Origin of the sequence: Spiroplasma endosymbiont of Lariophagus distinguendus, from assembly GCF_023846195.1 — a bacterium.
GTDB lineage: Bacteria > Bacillota_I > Bacilli_A > Mycoplasmatales > VBWQ01 > Spiroplasma_E.
Genome location: NZ_JALMUW010000013.1, coordinates 1 through 19461 on the forward strand (window position 1 = coordinate 1; position 19461 = coordinate 19461).

At 23.2% G+C, this 19461-nt stretch carries 23 protein-coding genes and 2 pseudogenes; 8 read left to right on the forward strand and 17 right to left on the reverse strand.

Annotated elements, in window-relative coordinates; genetic code table 4:
• From M0D11_RS02010 to M0D11_RS02045, 8 genes and pseudogenes are all read right to left on the reverse strand, one after another.
• Nucleotides 1–399: pseudogene (locus M0D11_RS02010) on the reverse strand (hypothetical protein); the annotation flags it as partial.
• On the reverse strand, nt 389–1075 hold the full coding sequence (locus tag M0D11_RS02015) for a ribulose-phosphate 3-epimerase (protein ID WP_252319571.1): 687 nt from the start codon (nt 1073–1075) through the stop codon (nt 389–391). The gene M0D11_RS02015 and the pseudogene M0D11_RS02010, both read right to left, overlap by 11 nt.
• Nucleotides 1076–1088: 13 nt before the next feature.
• Nucleotides 1089–1970 carry a ribosome small subunit-dependent GTPase A gene (gene rsgA / locus M0D11_RS02020; protein WP_174481522.1) on the reverse strand — a complete coding sequence of 294 codons (882 nt, stop codon included), beginning with the start codon at nt 1968–1970 and terminating at the stop codon, nt 1089–1091.
• Between the two features lie 12 nt (nt 1971–1982).
• Entirely contained in the window at nt 1983–2954 is a 972-nt protein-coding gene (locus M0D11_RS02025; protein WP_252319573.1) for a serine/threonine-protein kinase, read from the reverse strand.
• 84 nt (nt 2955–3038) lie between these two features.
• Nucleotides 3039–3788, reverse strand: a complete 750-nt coding sequence (locus M0D11_RS02030) for a protein phosphatase 2C domain-containing protein (RefSeq protein ID WP_252319575.1) — start codon at nt 3786–3788, stop codon at nt 3039–3041.
• An 11-nt stretch (nt 3789–3799) separates the two neighbouring features.
• Complete coding sequence (locus M0D11_RS02035) at nt 3800–5083, reverse strand: methyltransferase domain-containing protein (protein ID WP_252319577.1); 1284 nt, start codon at nt 5081–5083, stop codon at nt 3800–3802.
• Between the two features lie 154 nt (nt 5084–5237).
• The gene (locus tag M0D11_RS02040) at nt 5238–5606 is read right to left on the reverse strand and encodes a SemiSWEET family sugar transporter (protein ID WP_252319585.1); all 369 of its coding nucleotides are present in this window, start codon (nt 5604–5606) and stop codon (nt 5238–5240) included.
• Nucleotides 5607–5611: 5 nt separating this feature from the next.
• Nucleotides 5612–5959: a SemiSWEET family sugar transporter gene (locus tag M0D11_RS02045; protein ID WP_174481527.1), complete on the reverse strand. Its 348-nt coding sequence runs from the start codon at nt 5957–5959 to the stop codon at nt 5612–5614.
• A gap of 585 nt (nt 5960–6544) precedes the next feature.
• Here M0D11_RS02045 and M0D11_RS02050 point away from each other — a divergent pair.
• Nucleotides 6545–7165, forward strand: coding sequence for an IS1595 family transposase (locus tag M0D11_RS02050; protein WP_252318950.1), 621 nt, complete (start codon nt 6545–6547; stop codon nt 7163–7165).
• A gap of 386 nt (nt 7166–7551) precedes the next feature.
• Nucleotides 7552–7794 carry a hypothetical protein gene (locus M0D11_RS02055; protein ID WP_252319594.1) on the forward strand — a complete coding sequence of 81 codons (243 nt, stop codon included), beginning with the start codon at nt 7552–7554 and terminating at the stop codon, nt 7792–7794.
• A 342-nt stretch (nt 7795–8136) separates the two neighbouring features.
• Here M0D11_RS02055 and M0D11_RS02060 read toward each other — a convergent pair whose 3' ends face one another.
• From M0D11_RS02060 to M0D11_RS02075, 4 genes are all read right to left on the reverse strand, one after another.
• A complete protein-coding gene (locus tag M0D11_RS02060; RefSeq protein ID WP_252319596.1) occupies nt 8137–9000 on the reverse strand; it encodes a DegV family protein in 864 nt (287 codons plus the stop codon).
• A 426-nt stretch (nt 9001–9426) separates the two neighbouring features.
• Nucleotides 9427–9753 carry a transposase gene (locus M0D11_RS02065; RefSeq protein ID WP_252319598.1) on the reverse strand — a complete coding sequence of 109 codons (327 nt, stop codon included), beginning with the start codon at nt 9751–9753 and terminating at the stop codon, nt 9427–9429.
• 11 nt (nt 9754–9764) lie between these two features.
• Nucleotides 9765–9956, reverse strand: a complete 192-nt coding sequence (locus M0D11_RS02070; RefSeq protein ID WP_252319607.1) for a hypothetical protein — start codon at nt 9954–9956, stop codon at nt 9765–9767.
• A 9-nt stretch (nt 9957–9965) separates the two neighbouring features.
• Nucleotides 9966–10142, reverse strand: a complete 177-nt coding sequence (locus M0D11_RS02075; RefSeq protein ID WP_252319615.1) for a hypothetical protein — start codon at nt 10140–10142, stop codon at nt 9966–9968.
• 710 nt (nt 10143–10852) lie between these two features.
• Here M0D11_RS02075 and M0D11_RS02080 point away from each other — a divergent pair.
• The 5 genes from M0D11_RS02080 to M0D11_RS02095 all read left to right on the forward strand — a co-directional run bounded on the left by M0D11_RS02080 (nt 10853) and on the right by M0D11_RS02095 (nt 12557).
• A complete protein-coding gene (locus tag M0D11_RS02080) occupies nt 10853–11014 on the forward strand; it encodes a hypothetical protein (RefSeq protein ID WP_252319617.1) in 162 nt (53 codons plus the stop codon).
• A 335-nt stretch (nt 11015–11349) separates the two neighbouring features.
• Nucleotides 11350–11529: a helix-turn-helix domain-containing protein gene (locus M0D11_RS02085; protein WP_252319619.1), complete on the forward strand. Its 180-nt coding sequence runs from the start codon at nt 11350–11352 to the stop codon at nt 11527–11529.
• Between the two features lie 371 nt (nt 11530–11900).
• Nucleotides 11901–12029, forward strand: a complete 129-nt coding sequence (locus tag M0D11_RS06740; protein WP_256468360.1) for a hypothetical protein — start codon at nt 11901–11903, stop codon at nt 12027–12029.
• Between the two features lie 111 nt (nt 12030–12140).
• Nucleotides 12141–12278, forward strand: coding sequence for a hypothetical protein (locus M0D11_RS02090; protein ID WP_252319621.1), 138 nt, complete (start codon nt 12141–12143; stop codon nt 12276–12278).
• A gap of 63 nt (nt 12279–12341) precedes the next feature.
• Nucleotides 12342–12557 carry an IS3 family transposase gene (locus M0D11_RS02095; RefSeq protein ID WP_252319629.1) on the forward strand — a complete coding sequence of 72 codons (216 nt, stop codon included), beginning with the start codon at nt 12342–12344 and terminating at the stop codon, nt 12555–12557.
• Between the two features lie 222 nt (nt 12558–12779).
• On the opposite strand, the gene M0D11_RS02100 is transcribed toward M0D11_RS02095, so the two are convergent.
• The 5 genes and pseudogenes from M0D11_RS02100 to M0D11_RS02120 form a co-directional block, all read right to left on the reverse strand.
• Nucleotides 12780–13019 carry a hypothetical protein gene (locus M0D11_RS02100; RefSeq protein WP_252319631.1) on the reverse strand — a complete coding sequence of 80 codons (240 nt, stop codon included), beginning with the start codon at nt 13017–13019 and terminating at the stop codon, nt 12780–12782.
• Between the two features lie 187 nt (nt 13020–13206).
• A pseudogene (locus M0D11_RS07540) lies at nt 13207–13894 on the reverse strand (ABC transporter ATP-binding protein); the annotation flags it as partial.
• 109 nt (nt 13895–14003) lie between these two features.
• On the reverse strand, nt 14004–14213 hold the full coding sequence (locus tag M0D11_RS02110; protein ID WP_252319635.1) for a hypothetical protein: 210 nt from the start codon (nt 14211–14213) through the stop codon (nt 14004–14006).
• 20 nt (nt 14214–14233) lie between these two features.
• A complete protein-coding gene (locus tag M0D11_RS02115; protein WP_252319637.1) occupies nt 14234–18229 on the reverse strand; it encodes an ABC transporter permease in 3996 nt (1331 codons plus the stop codon).
• Between the two features lie 40 nt (nt 18230–18269).
• The gene (locus M0D11_RS02120) at nt 18270–19025 is read right to left on the reverse strand and encodes a hypothetical protein (RefSeq protein WP_252319640.1); all 756 of its coding nucleotides are present in this window, start codon (nt 19023–19025) and stop codon (nt 18270–18272) included.
• A gap of 119 nt (nt 19026–19144) precedes the next feature.
• On the opposite strand from M0D11_RS02120, the gene M0D11_RS02125 reads away from it, so the two are divergent.
• On the forward strand, nt 19145–19438 hold the full coding sequence (locus M0D11_RS02125; protein WP_252319642.1) for a hypothetical protein: 294 nt from the start codon (nt 19145–19147) through the stop codon (nt 19436–19438).
• The last annotated feature ends 23 nt before the right edge of the window (nt 19439–19461 follow it).

A 19461-nucleotide genomic window follows, 5' to 3' on the forward strand; every position in this document is an offset into this window, starting at 1 on the left:
TAATAAAATTGGGTTAAAACATTCATATTTTTTTAATATATTAATACTAGCAAGTAACATATCCCAACGTATTCCATCACTTACTATCACTATTTGTTGAAAATTAATTTTTTTGGAAATTGCAGTAACTATCGCAAGTTCACTATCAATAAAATCTTTTTCTTTATTAAAAGTAATAATTTCAAAATTATGTATTTTACTTTGATCATTTAAAATCTTTAACTGTTGTTTATTAATGGTATCATTATCACCACAAATAAACTTAATTGGTTTTTTATATTTTAATAATGATAAAACACCAGTTTCAACACCAATAAAAATTGGATTAATAAATTGTTCTCAATTTAAATTATAGTCACGACAAACAATTACTAATTGTTTAATATCACTATTTTTCATAATTTGTTAACATCGCAACTTGTTTTTTTACTGAATTATCACTATTTAATAAATAACTACCCGCTACTAGGTAATTAGCACCAGCAGCAATACAATCATTTGCTGTTAAATTATTAATGCCACCATCAACAGCAATTGTAATATTTGGAAAATTATTATCGATATGTTTTACTAACATTTTAATTTTATTAATAGTTAAATCTAAAAAACGTTGTCCACCCGCACCTGGTTGCACACTCATAATTAAAATTGTATCAAGATCTTTCAAATAATCATAAATTTTTGAAATTGGTGTATCAGGATTAATGGCAATTCCTTTTTTAAAACCAGGGTTTTTTCACTGCAGAAATTCTTTTAATTGTTCTTCTGTTAATGCTTCATAATGCAAAGTAATATTTTTAACTTGCGGTAAAATTATAAATGGTTTTAAATAATCACATACTTTTGATGTTGTTATCTTTACCATCATATGACAATCAATATTGATATTAGAACTAAATTTACATACATCACTTAATATTTTTGCACCAAAACTTAAATTTTCAACAAAATGATGATCCATAACATCAAAATGAATTCAATTAATTCCTGCATTTTGTAAATTTAATAAATCATCTTTTAAAGATAGAAAGTTAGCAGTTAAAATGCTAGCGGCAATTGTTACTTCTTTTTTCATATATTACCATCCTTTATTTTAAATTATTAATTTTATTGAATTCTATTAAAATTTTACAATAATCTTCATAAAAAAAACTAGAAATTATTTTATTTGCAACTGCTTTTTTAATTGCACATTCTGGTTCTTGCTGATGTAAGCAAGTACGAAACTTACAATTTTGTCAAATATTAGTAAAACTAGGAAAATTAGTAGCAATATCAATACTACTTAGACCTTGTAACTGAAAGACCGAAAAACCAGGTGTATCTGCAATAATACCATCATGTAAAAAATAAAGGCGAGTTTTAGTTGTGGTATGTTTACCACGATTTAAACTTGTAGAAATATCCTGTGTTCATAATTTTAAATTATTATCCAAACTATTTAAAGTTGAACTCTTTCCCACTCCTGAAGTACCTGTTAATATTGATAACTTGTTTGTAAAAACTTTTTTTAAATCTTCAATACCATTTTTTTTAACATTTGAAATAAAAATTGTTGGTAAATTTAAATTCTGATATGCTTTAACTTTTGTTCAAACTTCATTATCTTTAGTTACCAAATCAATTTTTGTAAATATTAAAATTATTTTTAAATGATAATAATTAAAAATAGTTAATAATTTATTTAATAGAAAACTACTAAGAAAAGGATTAACAAGAGAACTAACAATTAATACTTGATCAACATTAGCAATGCTTGGTCGATATAGTTCATTAAATCGAGGTAAAATTGATTCAACCAAAGGATTTTTATCATCTTTAAAATTAACTTTAACATAATCACCAACTAAAATTTTTGCTGTTTGAAATTTTAAATTTCCTTTGATTAAACAAGAAAAAATTTGATTTTCAATTCTTACTTCAACAAAGTTATTTGCAACTCCAATAACTATTCCTTGTTTAAAATTCATAGTGTCCTCCAATTAATATAAAATTAATATGCTTATAATAACACCAATAAGTAATAATATAATTAAAATTAAAAATAATAAAAATTCTTTTTTTAAATAAAATGGTTTTTTTAATTTTTGTGAATTTAAGTAATTTTTCTTAAATAACATATTATTTTTATTTTCCGTTTTTAAACAACAATCTAAATCATTACTCAATTCACTAATTGTCCGATAGCGATCATTAATATTCTTAGCAGTTGCCTTCAAAATAATATTTTCTAAACTTTGTGGAATATTCTTATTAATTTCATGAATTAATGGCATTGGTTCTTTAATATGTTTAGCGGCTAATATTTGTGGATTTTTATGAAAAAAAGGTGGTTTACCAACTAATAATTCATATAATATAATACCCAAAGCATAAATATCACTTTGAATTGTTGGTTTTTGAAATTTTACTACTTCTGGAGCAATATATTTCATTGTTCCTACAACTTGATTAGCATGTTTTTTAACTTCATAATCATCAATAACAGCAATACCAAAGTCTAAAACTTTAATTGCTCCACTACTAGTTAAAATAATATTTTCAGGTTTTAAATCACGATGAATAATATTGACTGAATGACACGCATTAACCCCTTTTAAAATTTCTTTCATAATAACTATAACTTCATTAACTGATAAAACCGAATAATTACTTAAATATTCTTTTAATGTTTTACCTTCTAATAATTCAAAAACTAAGCATCAATCTTTCTTATCAATAAAAACATCATATACCAAAATAACATTGGGATGTCTAACTCTAGATACTGCTCTAATTTCTTGCAAAAATGGTTCTTTTATTAAGTCATCTAGCGGTGAAATTGGATTAATTACTTTTAAAGCAACTTGCCGATTTAAATATTTATCTTGTGCTTCATAAACTTTAGCCATACCACCCGAACCAATAATTTTTAAAATATGATAACGATTATTCAATAATTTATTTATTTCCATTAGTTTCACCATTACTTTTAAATTTATTTTTTAAAAATTACTAACTTATTTATAATTTATATTTTACACAAAAATATCAAAAGACTAAAATTTTATTTCCATTAATAATGCAGTAACATTATCAGTTGAAACATTAAGTAATGCTTGCTTAATTAATAATTTAACTTTATTATTAATATTTCCATTTTTTTCTAAAATATTAACTATTTCATATTCTTCTAAAAAATCATGAACACCATCACTAGTTAAAAGAAAATATGATGGAATTATTAATGGTAAATGAAAAATATCGGTTTTTAATGGCTTACGTGGACCAAGAGCACTAGTCAATGCCTTTCAATAAGTGTGATTTAAATCAACACTTGATTCTTTAGTTGTATTTTTTTGTAAATATAAATTTAAAATATTATGGTCAACTGTTAACTGTTTTAATCCTTGTTCACTATATTGATAAATACGTGAATCACCAATATTTACTAAATAAGCTTTGTTATTAGTAATTAAAATTATTACCATAGTTGTTCCCATATCAAGCGCTTGTTCATTACTTAAACTAAAATTATTCATTTCAATTTGAATAATTTCTATCTTTTCTTGTAATCATGCATGAATTTGTTTATCATGTTTTAATTTAGTAAAATCTGTTGTTTCAAAAAATTTTTTTAACATACTAACAGCCATATTACTGGCCACTTCACCACATTTATGACCACCCAATCCATCACAAACAACACCAATAACTTGTCCAGTGTTATTTGTTAAATATAAAACGGCATCTTGATTATTTGTACGATAATTACCAACATCTGTTTTATAACTAGCATTTATTTTCATAAACTGTCCCCCTATATTCCTTTTTTTAATTTACAAATATAAAATCCATCAGTATTGTTATTAAAACCAAAAAATTGTTTTTCTGCAATGATTGTCATATCTGGGTGATTTTTAACAAAATTCTCAATTTGATTTTGATTTTCTTTAATATTGAAAGTACAAGTAACATACACAACTATCGCTTCAGGTTTTAAAAGTTGATAAGCCTTATTTAATAATTTTGCTTGAACAGTAATTAACTGATTAATTTCTTCTTTACTTCAATTGATAAGTTTAACTTCTGGTTTTCTTTTAATTAAACCTCAAGCAGTACTAGGAGCATCAATTAAAATTTTGTCAAATTTATTATTAAAATCTAATATTGTAGAATCACCATATTTAAGTTCAGTATTTGTTACGCCTAATTTTTTCAAATAAGTAGCACCAATTTTTAATCGTTCTTCATTTATATCACAAGCAACTATCTTACCGTGATTAGACATTAAAGCTGCCATATGGGCTGTTTTACTAGCAATTCCTGCACACATATCTAATACTTCATCATATGGTTGTGGATCTAAAATATGACTAACTAGCATACTTGCTTGATCTTGTTTAATAATTTCACCATTTTCATATAATTTTGTGTTAAAAATTGACTTTGAACTAATAATACCATCAGATACTATCTCGCTTAAACAAAAGTTAAAAGATTTATAATTTTCATTGTTTAACACTTTATTAACAGTAGTTTTTAATGTATTAACTCTAAAACTAATTAATGGCATTCTTAAGTTATCTTTTATCAATTGATTTGCAATATTAATACTAAATTGTGATTTTATTAAAGAGTATAATCAACTAGGATAACTATATTTAATTAATTTAATATTTTGTTTACTTTCTTTTTGTAAGTTAAATTCTGATCTAAATTCAGTAAAACATAAATCTAATACTTTAGAAATAATAAATGTTAGTTTATTATCAATGGTGCTTACTTTTTTTAAAGTATTTTCAATGAAGATTTCTTTATTAGTAATTTCTAAAAAATAGATTTCATATAAAACTATTCATAATAAAATAGTTATGTGAAAAGGAATAGTAATTACTGATTTCAAAACATTTCATATTTGATTTAATATATAATCTAAATAAATTTGATTTTTTAAGGTTCCTAGTACTATCTTTTCAATTGCTTCTTTTTCTGATAATGTTAGATTTTTATCTCGCATCATTTGTGCTAATAAAACATTACAATGACCTTTTTCTAGGATTACTTGTACTAGAATTTTATAAACATCATTTTGAATTATCATTATTTAACCCCACAGAATTTTTAATTATACATATATTATAACTTAAATTATATTTTTAATTTTGATAAGTATTTTACTACTATAACTATTAAAAAATGCATCATTACAATGCATTTTTAGTAATAAATTATTATTTTTAATAAAAAATAAACTATTAAAAGTCACTCTTTATATTTACTTTACCTTTTCATTTTTTACAATCTTCACCATATTTATACATATTATTAATTTTAATACCAAGAATAATTCCTGATCATATTGCACAAGGTGTATTAGCACAAATTATAACTAAATCTTTCATTAAAATTGTTGATTCAGATCCACCATGATATGATAAATGAATAATGCCCCATAATACTCATAAACTGTTAGCTGTTGTATAAAGAATAAATGTAAGTAAAGAAATACCATCTGTTTTTTTAGTTTTTATTGTTTTTAAAGACTGTGGACAAAATGCTATAACAGCAATAAGTGCTCCAATAATCCCTATTATAGTAATAATTCATCATTCAGTATTTGCCATTATTTTTATTCCTCCAAAGTTTTAGCATTTTCGCCCAACGTTTTCATATTTTTTACTTTAACATAAATAATACAATTAGTTGCAGTCATTGTTACTGTATATGGTATTATTAAGGTAGAACCTCAAATTGCAATTTCAAGAGTATCAGCACCTTCTGGTCACATTACTGGTAATGTTACTGAAAGTATTCCAAATATCAAGAAAAAAAGATTAGCAATATTATAAATAATATAAGTTGATAAGATTATATGTTTAGTTTCCTTAGTTTTTATTGTTTTTATTGCTTGTGGAATAAATGTTATAATAGACAATATTCCGGCTAAATAACCTATAATTCCAATAAAAGTTTGCATTTTCATCCTCCATTAAATTTTAAAAATATCTTAGTAGTTTTTTTAAAACTATTAATATACTTATTTCTTGTTTTATTAACAATAACATTATTTTACTTTTAATCATTTAAAATAGAAAGTGTTTAGTTAATATTTTTTCAAATAAATCTAAAAAAATGAAAAATAATTTATAATAAAAAAATAAAAAACCACTAAAATAGTAAAAATTTATTTAAAATAAAATAATAAATTTAAAAAATATTAGTTAAAAATTAAATAAAATTTTAATTTTACAATAAATATAAAATTATGAAATAAATTCGCCTTTTTATAAAAAAGTGAATTTTTTATTGTATATTCATTTTTTCAACGGACTTCTCCCCACATGTACTTGTGGAGGAAACAATGAAATTGAATGAGTTCAACAATACTTTTCAAACAGAACAAGATTGTTTGAAATATATAGTAAGTTTGAAGGAAAATAAATGTATCAGGTGTTATTGAACAAATTTGAATACTTCTGATTTAAGAAGAATAAGATGTTTGAAATGTCATCAAACATTTAGTATTCTTCATGGCACCATTTTTTACAAGTCACAAATACCTTTGAAATCTTGGTTTTATCTCATCTTTAGATGAATAAACACCAAACATGGAATTCCATCAACTGATGTTGCAAAAGAATTGGGGGTAACTTTGAAAACTGCTTGAAGAATGGGTCATAAAATCAGAACTTGTATTGCCAAACAAGAATCACAATTTATTGTTGAGGGCATAGTGCAAATGGATGAAATGTATCTTTCACATATGGGTTTTAAAAAACAAGGAAGATCCTTGGTGAATAAAACCTTGATTGTTGGTATTTATGAAAAAACAACCAATAAATTAATTGTGAAAGTATTGAAAAATGCAAAAAGTAAAAATCTTTTGCAGTTTGCAAGAAACCACATTTCTTCAAAGTGTCATGTACATACTGATTTTTGAAAAGGATATTGCGATTTTAAATCGGTTTTCACTAAGCATGAAACAGTCAATCATCAAGATAGCTATGTTTCAAAAACTGGTGTAAATACCAACCAAATTGAATCAGTTTGAAAACATATAAGAAGAACATTTAAAACACATATCAAAGTTGCAAAACATCATGTTCATTTATATGCAAAAGAAGCTGCATATAAATTCAATAAGATACCTAGTTTTGAAATTGTAATGCTATGTTTGATTTAAAAATGTGGGGAGAAGTCCGTAGATAGGCTTTTCTCAGCATTTATGTGATAAAATTTAAAAATAGTACATAAAGGGAGAAAAGCCTTTTTCAATTATAGACTTAAATTAAGATTTACTTAGAATTCAAAAATAAACAATAAATAATAATTTTTCAATTAAAACTATATTCTATAAAAAAATAATTTGTTATCAATTTATGTTATTAACAATATTTTTAATATTGTCATAAATTTAACTTATCATTTTATTTTTTATAAATTTACAAACTAATTTAATGTTCTTACACCATTTCATATTTTTTTAAAATCCTAAATATTATAAATATAATCTATGTTCTAAGTAAATCTTAAATTATGGGAATATATAAAAAAGTATTGGAGTTAAAAATGAAAAAAAATAATTTTATTTATGCGAGATATGATAAAGAAGATAACTGTTTAGATGTTTATGACACTATGGAAGAAGCAATATTAAAAGTTTACCACATTGATAAAACTAATAAAAAACGCTATTATCAAGCCTATAATAATATTTGTCGTTCTTATCAAAAATATAAAAATAATTTTGGAAATGTTGTTTGTTATGAAGGTTTTTGATTTAAAATACCACTAAATGAAAATGGCTATTAAAATTAAAAAAATAAAATAGTTATACTATGAAATGGTTAAGGATACTTAATAAAAATATTTTTTAATTTTATAGTTAAAACTCAATAAATTAAAAAACCATTACTTTGATTTATAAATATTTATTTTATTAAATTTTTTCAATTATTTCTTTAGTTTAAAACTTTAATTATTAATAAGAATTTAAATCATAATATTTAATATTTTATTATTTATAAGTTGAAAAAATCTGAATGTTAGTAAACTAAATTAACCTTTACTAACATTCTTTTTTAGATTTAAAGTTTTTTATATATTTTCTAAAAAACAGAATACTTAATCATTTTTTATAAAACTACTTTTTTATTAGACTTCTTTTACTCATTGATTAGGTACTACTGAAAAACCAATAGTATTATTACCAGTATGTGTTTTTAAAATATTACATAATGGTTCAACTTTATATTTGGTAAATCCTCTATTTTTTACTTTTTTAATTGCTTCATCAATAATATCTTTTCTACATCAACCATCAATAATATATATTGTTTCTTTAGTAACGTCTTTAATTTTAGTAATAATATCTAACATTTCTTCCATAGCTTTACTTAAGGTTCTAACTCTACCAATATTATCAATTGTTTCTTTACATCTTAAAATTGGTTTAAAACGTAAAAAATTACCAATTCTTGCTTTACTCATTGGTAATCTACCACCACGAGCCAAAAATTTTAAATCATTAGGAGCAATATAAGATTCATAAGTTTTACGAAATTTATTTAAAATTCCTAAAATTTCAGGAATTTTTTTTCCATTTTTAACAAGAGTAAAAGCAATTAAAACCATAAATTTTAAAGGTATTGAAGCAGCACCTGTTTCTAAAATATGAACTTTATTTTTATATTTTTCTTCTTTTTGTAAAACTTGTGAACTTGCATATTGTCCTGAAGCATTATTAGCAATTGGTAAAAATAAAATTTGATCATATTTACTTAAAGCATTATCTCAATATTGTTCAAGTTTACCACGACTAGTTTGACTAGTTTTTAAAATACAGTGTTCATCAATCATCTTTTTACGAATTGTTTCGCTATCAATATCAATGTTATTATCATCATAAGCATTTTCTCCTTCAATAATATTTAAAGGAATAATTATTATTTCAGGATATTTTTTCATATCTTCAACGGTAAAACCAGTAGCTGAATCACTTACAATTCCAATTTTCATTTTGTTTGCTCCTAACCTTTTATACTAATAAATTATAGTAAAATTATAACAAATTTATTTTACTATATATCGTTTTAATTTGAAAAAATATAAAGTGACTATAAACTTATTAGTAGTAAAAATAAAAATGGTCTTAATTATTGAGTAATTAAGACCATTTTTTAATTACTTTTAAGTTAAATAAATAATACGATCAGCAATAATTTCTGTATAGTAAAAATCATTAGCTTTATTAGCAAATGTTTGAATTCTACCTTTAATACCAATAATTGCATTCTTTTTTAATAGTGTTTTTAATTCCTCTGTATTAGCTATTCAAGTTTTAATAGTGATAAAATCAATGGCTTTTCTCCCTTTATGTACTATTTTTAAATTTTATCACATAAATGCTGAGAAAAGCCTATCTACGGACTTCTCCCCACATTTTTAAATCAAACATAGCATTACAATTTCAAAACTAGGTATCTTATTGAATTTATATGCAGCTTCTTTTGCATATAAATGAACATGATGTTTTGCAACTTTGATATGTGTTTTAAATGTTCTTCTTATATGTTTTCAAACTGATTCAATTTGGTTGGTATTTACACCAGTTTTTGAAACATAGCTATCTTGATGATTGACTGTTTCATGCTTAGTGAAAACCGATTTAAAATCGCAATATCCTTTTCAAAAATCAGTATGTACATGACACTTTGAAGAAATGTGGTTTCTTGCAAACTGCAAAAAGATTTTTACTTTTGTATTTTTCAATACTTTCACAATTAATTTATTGGTTGTTTTTTCATAATACCATCAATCAAGGTTTTATTCACCAAGGATCTTCCTTGTTTTTTAAAACCCATATGTGAAAGATACATTTCATCCATTTGCACTATGCCCTCAACAATAAATTGTGATTCTTGTTTGGCAATACAAGTTCTGATTTTATGACCCATTCTTCAAGCAGTTTTCAAAGTTACTCTCTAATTCTTTTGCAAATACCAGTTGATGGAATTATGTTTGGTGTTTATTCATCTAAAGATGAGATAAAACCAAGATTTCAAAGGTATTTGTGACTTGTAAAAAATGGTGCCATGAAGAATACTAAATGTTTGATGACATTTCAAACATCTTATTCTTCTTAAATCAGAAGTATTCAAATTTGTTCAATAACACCTGATACATTTATTTTCCTTCAAACTTACTATATATTTCAAACAATCTTGTTCTGTTTGAAAAGTATTGTTGAACTCATTCAATTTCATTGTTTCCTCCACAAGTACATGTGGGGAGAAGTCCGGAAATCAATTTCAAATTGATTTTGACGATTTTTAAAAGGTCTTTCAACAGCCAGTCATAAACTTGGTTCATTTGTTGAATTTGTTCTTGGTTGGTATTATTTCTGGTTCATTCATTAATTTACCTACTAATACAAATATTATTTATCATTTTAACACCCTCTTATTTTGATATTAATTATAATTTAGTTCATAAATAAAATATCAAATTATTTTATTTATGAATAAAAGAAAAAATAAATTAATTCAACAAACTTAAATATTAAAAATAAGACTAAATAAAATAATTTATTAATTAACACAAAAAGAGTAATGTCAATATCGAGTGAAAATTTCCTAAAAATATTTATCAAAAAATTAAATTATTTTGGAAAGTTACACTGTTAAATAAACACAAATTCCAAATAACCCCTAAAAATTTAGTTCCGAATTTTTATTTGCGAACTTTTTTTTGTATAATTTAATTAAACTTAATATAAGTTTTTAACTCATTACTTTATTTTTAAAAGTAAATGAGTTTTTATTATTTTGAAAGGATGAAAATGAATAAAAATTTACAAGAAGAATAAGGAATGAATTGGTTTAAAGAATTGATAAAAATAATCATTGATAAAAATCAATTTTACCCAGAAATTATTAGTAATAGAGTTAATTTAGCTCAAACTACTATTGTTGATATTAATGAAAATTTAAAAAACAAAAGATTAGCAAATTTAAAAAAATTAGTTATTTAATATTAAAAATATTTACTTTTGGAAAAATTGATAAAAATAAAATAATTAAAGAAAAAAATGATTTTTTTATAAAAATATCAAAAGAACTTTTTGGAAATATTAAAAAAGTAAAAGAATTATATATAAGAAAATCAAATAGTGAAATAAATATAGATGTTAATAAAAATTAATAATGAACTTTAAATATAATTTATTAATAAATCCGAATAAATCAAACTTACCACAAATGTAAAAACGATATATTGCAATTACAATTTCTGAACATCTAGAATAAAGTAGACACAGAATTGTAACCTTTGTGTTAAAAATACTTTAAGGAAGGTGTTCATTTTTTTATGGCTAAATGACTATCAAAAGAAGAAAAGTTAAAAATAATAAAAATAAGTAAAATTAAAACAATTGATAAAACCGCATTAGAGTATGGTATTGGTCGATCATCAATAAAAGAATGAATTAAAGCATATAAATTATTAGGTGAAAAAGGCTTAGAATATATAATGTGGAATCTGTGCTAAAAACCAAAAGAACAGGTCGACTCAAATCTTTAAATTTTAACAAATGACAAAACAAAGAAATTAATTAATATATTGGAAAATGAACGATATAAAAGTAATAGAAAAATCGACAAAAAGAAATATTTTGTGATTTTCATTGAAAAAAAAATATCAGATTAGTTATTTATGTTGATTATTAAAATGTTTCAAAATCAGGATATTATAAGTGGGAAATTAAGAATGGAATGAATGAATTTAATAAATGACATTTTGTTCAATATAATTAAAAATATTTTTTATGAATTTCAAGAAATTTATGGTTATAAATGATAACTTTATGAATTAACAAAATTTATAATTTAAAATTAAAATTTCATATTGTATATAGATATATGAAAAATATGAGTTTAAAAGCTAAGGTTCGCATAAAAAAATTTGATTATAGAACTAAATCAGGAAGTTTAAGATATGATAATTTATTAAAACGTGATTTTTCAACTACTAATTTAAATCAAAATTAGGTAATTGATATAACTTATTTATTAACTAATGGTAAAACATATTATTTATCAATTGTTAAAGATTTTCATAATAATGAAATATTAGATTATAAAATAAGTGCAAGTTTAGACATGACATTTGTTGTCCAAAACATTATTCAAGCTTGAGTTAATGCTCAAAAACCTAATTCATGAATTTTGCATAATTGTGATCAAGGATTTTTAATTATACAAACTTCTTATAAAATTTTATGATGAATTAAAAAATAAAATTTCAATGTCTAGAAGAGGTAATTCTGTGATAATGGTGCTACTGAAACTTGATTTGGAACAATGAAAACAGAATTTCTATATCAAATTCCAAGAAAAAATAGAACTATTGAATGAATACAAGACAACTTACCTAAATATATTTACTTTTATAATAATTATCGACCTCAAATAAAATTAAAAGGAATGAGTCCAATCGAATATCGATTAGCTCATTCCAAACCAACAAATAATTACTTCATACCTATAAATTTAACACTTACAAACGCTATTTTATAAAATTTAATAAAAGGTTACTTTTATTGTCCACTTTTCTTGACAAGTTCATTAATCTGAATTAGTAACTTTGTAAAACAAAGAAACACAGATTATTAAAAAGCCTCTTTAAATATTTTTAAGTCATACTTTAATATGATAATATTTATTATTATTTTATTTTTAATTGTATTAAATTAAGGTATGATTTTTTAATTTAATATTAAAATTTCTAAAAAGGAATGTTTAACTTAGTTCTTCTATTTTAATATTACTATTAATATTTTTTTTGTTATCTACATTTTGCTTATTTTTATTATATAATAAAGAAATTCCTATTATTAAACCAATTAAATTTAATGTTAAAAATAATAATATGATGCCTAATGCATTATTACTATTACATAAAGTTATACCTCAAATTAAAAACACTATTCAAATTACTAAACATATTCATATAATAAATGTAATTAAACCAATACTCATTACCTTGCACCTTTTTCTTTCTAAAAAATAATTAAACTAAATAAAATATAGTATTTTCTATTAGATTCTTATAATTTAATATTTTTTTCTTTATACAAGTATTTACTCTATATAAATATAAGAAAAATGCATATTTTTATGCATTTTTCTTATATTTATTAAATCAACCCCCATCTATATCCTTTTCTTATGATCAATTTATTTCATTTGGTTTCATTGGTTTTTCATTATTCTTTACACTAATAATTTTACCATTTTTAACGTTAATAACAGTATTTGCAACATATTGGAAGTTAGGATTATGAGTAACCATAATAATTGATGTTTTATATTCTCGATTAACATCCAATAAAATTTCTAACACCTTACGCCCCATTTCCTCATCAAGTGCTCCTGTTGGCCTATCAAGCAAAATAAAATTGTCGGATTTTTTGCTGGGTGCTCTACTATAATCGATAATTTTTTGTTGTTGTCCACCTGGATAATTGACTTGGAAACTTATTCATATGTTCATCCATTTCAATAACTTGAAAATATCATCAATAATTATATTTTTATTTTTAGCAAGATTTTCACCAACTTCAGCATTTTCACGAGTAGTTAAGTTAAGTTAATAAATTGTATTGTTGAAAAATAAACCAACATTATCTCGTCTAAATTTAGTTAAATGACTATCTTTAATAAAGATAAATTGTATCCTGCCAGCCAAAAATACTGCTCAGTATTAGGTTTATCTAATCCTGAAATAATATTTAATAATGTTGTCTTAAATCACTTCCTGATGGTCCTAAGATAACAAATAAAATCACTAATTTAATTTTTAAATTAACTCCTTTTAATACTTCATATTCTAAGTCTCCAGTTAAGTAAGATTTTTAACATCAAATAATTCAATAACATTAGTTTAACCAGTGAGTAATATATTATTAGTCATTGATATAATTTTACCTGCTAAATTTCTTTGAATGAGTTTTTGTTAATTTTTTAATTGCTTTGATTATCTTTAAAATCTTGTAAATTTGTTTTTATTGTTTCTATTTCTTCCTTTGATTCTGGTTTATCATGAGATTTATGAGTTACTGGTGGTATTGTACCTTCGGTTTTAGATACTGACTTCTTTGTAAAACTAGATTCTAACTTATTTTTAGTTACTTGTTCACTTGAATTTTTAGTGTTTTTTTTATCATTTTTCATGTTTTTATTCCTTTCTGCTTTTAATCAATTTCATTTAAAGTTTTAATTGGATTAATCTTCTTCATGGCATATCAATCAATAATAAAGGTTGTTGCATAAATACCAAAGACAATTAAACCAACCACAAGCGGTAATCATCAAACAAAGAATAATGGTAAAACCCATGTTGTATTAGCAGCTAAATAGTTAAGAATAAACTTAACAATTATTCATCCTACAGGAAAACCAATAACAAACATAACAGCAATCACTGGTAAATACATACCAATAACAATATTAGTTATTTTTGCATCACTATAACCAAGTGTTTTCATTGTTGCTATTGTTTTACGATTTTCATAAATTACTAAATTACTTGTTAATAAAATAATAAAGAACGAAATGATTAATGAAAAGATAATAAATGCAACCAATACTGTATCAACTAAAGCAGTAATTTGATTTAACAACTGATGATGGATATCTTGTGGCGTAATATTAACAGCACTACCTGCACCATAACCTTGATAAGTACCAGAACCATCAGTACCACCATTTAAACCAAAAGCACTGTAATCTCCATACATTTGCGAAGTTGAAAATGAATTAGTTATATCTGGTAATGATTGCGAATTTGAAAATTTAAAATTAAAGATTGGATTTTCATTTTCAAATATTTGATTAAGTTTATAAATAACGGGATCATTTAATTGATTAAGAAAATTTTGATATTCATTAAATGATTTTAATTTACCAAAATCAACATCACAAGTTGTTTTTTTGTCTTCTCATTCTTTTTTAAATAATAAAAATAAAAATTCTTTTGTTTTATTAAATGATAAAACTTTATCAGCATTAGTTTTACTAATATAAGCATTAGGTTGACCATAACCATTATATATACCAACTACTTTATACGTTGGTGTTTTAGAACTTATCTTATCATTATAAGAATTAACAACCTTACCAGCAGCAACTTCTTTTAACATATTTGTAGCATTAATACCCGCATTAACATAAGCCTCATCCTTTAACTCATCAACTTGTGTATAACCAGTTTGTTGTTTTAATAATGTTACATTATTAACATTTTTACTATCACCAACAACGTTATCAATATTAATTTTATCCAAATCAAAAGGTTTCAATTTATTATTATCTTTAAATTTCATAGTATTACCATTACTACTCATTTTAAATTCATCATTTATTTTTAAATTTAATTGTTTAGCAATTGTTTGATTAATAACAAGACTAATACTATCATCACTATTTTCTTGTTCTAAAAGTGGATTTAATGAAGAACCTCCAGCATCATATAATTGCATCATTGAAGGTTTGCCTAACTGTTGTTGATTTTGTAAACCATAAACTTTCATTAAATATTTGTTCTGTTTAAATAATTTTTCAGGAGTACCAATAAAGTAAGTTCCTAATTCATCAGTTTCTTTATCAAAAGGCACAACATTAAAAGCAACATTAAAAGGAGCATTGGGATCACTATAAGCTTTGGCAATATTTTGACGAATAAAATATGGGCTTTTAGTATAAGCACCTTGCACTACAGTTTGTCCCATTCTATTATAAAATAAAGCACCAAATCAAATTCCAACTTTATTAATTCAACTATCACGCTCTTTGTCACTAATTTCAGATGCATTATTATTCAATAATTGTGTTTCATTAGTTAAATGTCACGGATATAATTTATCGTTAGTATCAAAACTTAAATTATCAATATCATTAATAAAAGTAGGACCCTTACTTGAGGCATTTTTGTAAGCAGGAATATTACTATTTGCTCAATCTTTGAATTTTGTAATATCTAAATCATTAGGATTAGTACTAATCTTACCAGTCTTCGAAATCGTACCACTAATATTCATTGCCACTGTTGTTCGATAGTTTTGATAAAATTTTCTAATAATATTATAAGTATTCTCACTATAAAAACTGTTAATATTAGTATTTTTTAAAACTGTGTCATACATTGGTAATGCATTTGGTCAAGCCATTTGTACCATAATTCCAACAATCACAGAAGCATCTTTAATATCACTAGAATCTAATCCATTTAAAAAGTTTTTAGTAAGCATTTTACCATTTAAATACGTTAAACCAGTATATCCTAAATCACTAATAGCAGCACTGGGATTAGATTCATCTGACATTGGAGCATATGCTTCAGCATTAATATTATTTTCTAATAATTCTTTAACAAAAGTATCATTTAATGGTCCAGAATTATCAAAACGTGGTGGATGTCAATATGTATCACCAGTAGTACTATCAACAGTAGAAGTATAAGTTCAATCATCTTTATTATTTGGATTATAAGTTTTATAAAAACTATATGGAGAATTATAAGTCGGAATGTCATATTCAACTAAGGAGTGATAATTCATACCAGTAAAAGAAAGTAATTTATTATCAGCCATAATTTTTGGACCAATAATAGATGTTGTCATTAAAGTTGTTCCTAAAAACATAGTTAATGATGCTGCTGCCATTTTTCCAATTGATGATGTAAATAGTGATAAACGGAATCTTGTTAAAAATCCACGATTAATACTTTTTGTTTTAATAATTCGACTAAAGCGAGAATTAACAGTAGCTGATTCGTTTTTAATTAAATCTATTGGTTTTTTAATAACTGTTAAAGCACTAATAACTCATGCAATAATTGATAAAAAACCAAATATTAAAATTAAACAATATATAAATCCTAAACCATTAAAAATAAAATGACCAAAATCTAGATTAAAATAGTTGGCAAATGTTTGAACTATAATTACTTGTAAACCACTTGCTGGTAAAAACACTAAAATAGTACCAATAAGTGCTGCTACCATTGGATAAGCTAAAGATGTAATTAAAATTTTAATATTACTATAACCTAATGATTTTAAAATTCCAATTTGTGTTCGTGAATTATCAATATTTTTATAAGTAATTAATATTACTGTAATTCCTGTAATAATTAAAACAATTAACAATAAACCAATTAATAAACTTTTAAATCCAATAATAGTTGCATTCAAAGTAGCAGTACGATTATTAAACGTATACTTATTATTTCCTAACTTATATACTAAAGCAGCATCAGAATCAATAGTATTAATATATTTACTTCTTAAACTTTGTGAAATTAATTTAATATCATTAATTTTACCTATTGTTGATTTTCCAACAAAATAAATTTCGCGATCATTATCAGAAGAAATTGTGATTTTTTCATTAGCTTTATCATATGATCAAATATAATTTTTTTTTTCTAACCTTTTACTTAAACCAAATTGCATTGGATCAACGTATAATAAACCTTCACGAGTTTTATTTGGAATTGGTGTAGTTTGATCAATAATTGGGGTTGTGAAATCAGCAGATACACCATATCCAACAATTTTTAATCAATTATAACTACTATAAGCAGCATCATTTAAATCATATCCTGAAACTTTTAAACTACTTCCTAATTGATCTGATTGCACACGAATTGTATCATTAATATGCAAATTATTTTTTTGAGCAAATTCTTTATTAATAACTACCTGTTTTCAACTTGGAGTTTTATCTGGATTATTACTATCTCCTATTTGATAACCATCACTAATGATTAATTTATCAATACGAGCATCTTGATTATAAGTTAATATTTTTAAAATTCTAGGATTACTATTATTATCTAATTGCATAGTTCTGCCTTCAACACGATCTCATATAAATTCATTACCAGCATCATTTGCAATATTGTTAATATCAAAATCATTCTTTTCATCAACAGCAGTTGTTGATGTTGAGATTTTATTAGAAACAGTTTTTGGAGTAGTATTAGATAAATCAATAACAAAATCATGTAAATTAGATTTTGCAACTAATGTTGAATATTCATCAGAAATTCTTGCTAAACTTGTTTGCATTAATGAAAAAATAGTTGATGATAATAATACTAAAACAATTAAACCAACTAATTGAATTTTATTACGAAATGCTTGTTTAAACGCATTTTTAAAAAGCAAAAATGATTGTTTTTTCATATTCGTTCTTCCTTTCTTTTAAATTTTAAAACAAAAAAAGTTATTGAATTAAAACCATTTTTCAACCATTAATTAAAGTTTTTAAATCTTGAATAGTTTTAGTAATAAGTAGTGTTAATTGGGCACTTAAAAAATAAGTTAAATTCTTCTTAAAAATAGCAATTAAAAGTTTTTTATTATTATCAGTAATAGAAACTTGGTGGTCAAAATTAGTAAACATTTGTTTTTTAAATTGCCATGTTAAAATGATAATTTTAGTTTTAGTATATGCTTTTACTGGAAATTGTTTATTAAAAATATTGGGTAATGAAGAATTACTAAATAATGTTACTCAAGTTTTTTTAATTAAATTAAAAATTGTAAATAAATTATCACTAAACATTTTTCATGAAAAGAAACCTAATCAATAGTAAAAGAACACTAAAATTAGTACTGAAATAAAGTTATTTATTGATGGTAATGATATTTTAATCATAGTAAAATTAAATTGTAAAATAATAGCAATTATAATAATTCACAAAATAGTAAAACGCATCACTTTCATAATTTGATTATTATTACGGCTTAAAAAACTAAAACAAATAAATAAATGTAAAATCGAAATCAATGATAGCATTGGTAAACTTTCTAAATCTAAAAAATTAATATTAATTACCATTTCTTGAACTGGTAATAAAAATAAACAAAATTGTGCTAAAAATCATAAACTAAATTGAAGAATAATGATTTTTGTTTTATTAAATATTTTTTTATTATTAATACTATTAATTTTTAAAATATTACTACTACGTAACATTATATTCACCTTTAAATAAACTTTGTTATTATTATAATTATAAACTATTAAAATTAAATAATGCAATTATTTAGTTTTAGATAGTGTTCAAATATTCAAAAAGAAAAGGAAAAAAGAAAATGTTATGAAACTGCTGTATTAAATTCTTTAGTAATAATTTTGATAATGAATATCAATATTTACAACCTATGGATTCAAACTATATGTACTACCCCACTACTAATTATCAAACTACTACATCTACTACTAAAATAATAGCTGTTGAACAACCAACTAAAAATACATCAACAGTTTTTTCAAATAGAAAAATTATTTCAAAACCATTGAAAAAAAAGATACAAGAAATTAATTTTAATAATATTACTATTTTTGAAGAAGAAAGTGAAAATCAAACTAAACATATATCTTTATAAATAAAAAGAGTTAATAAATATTT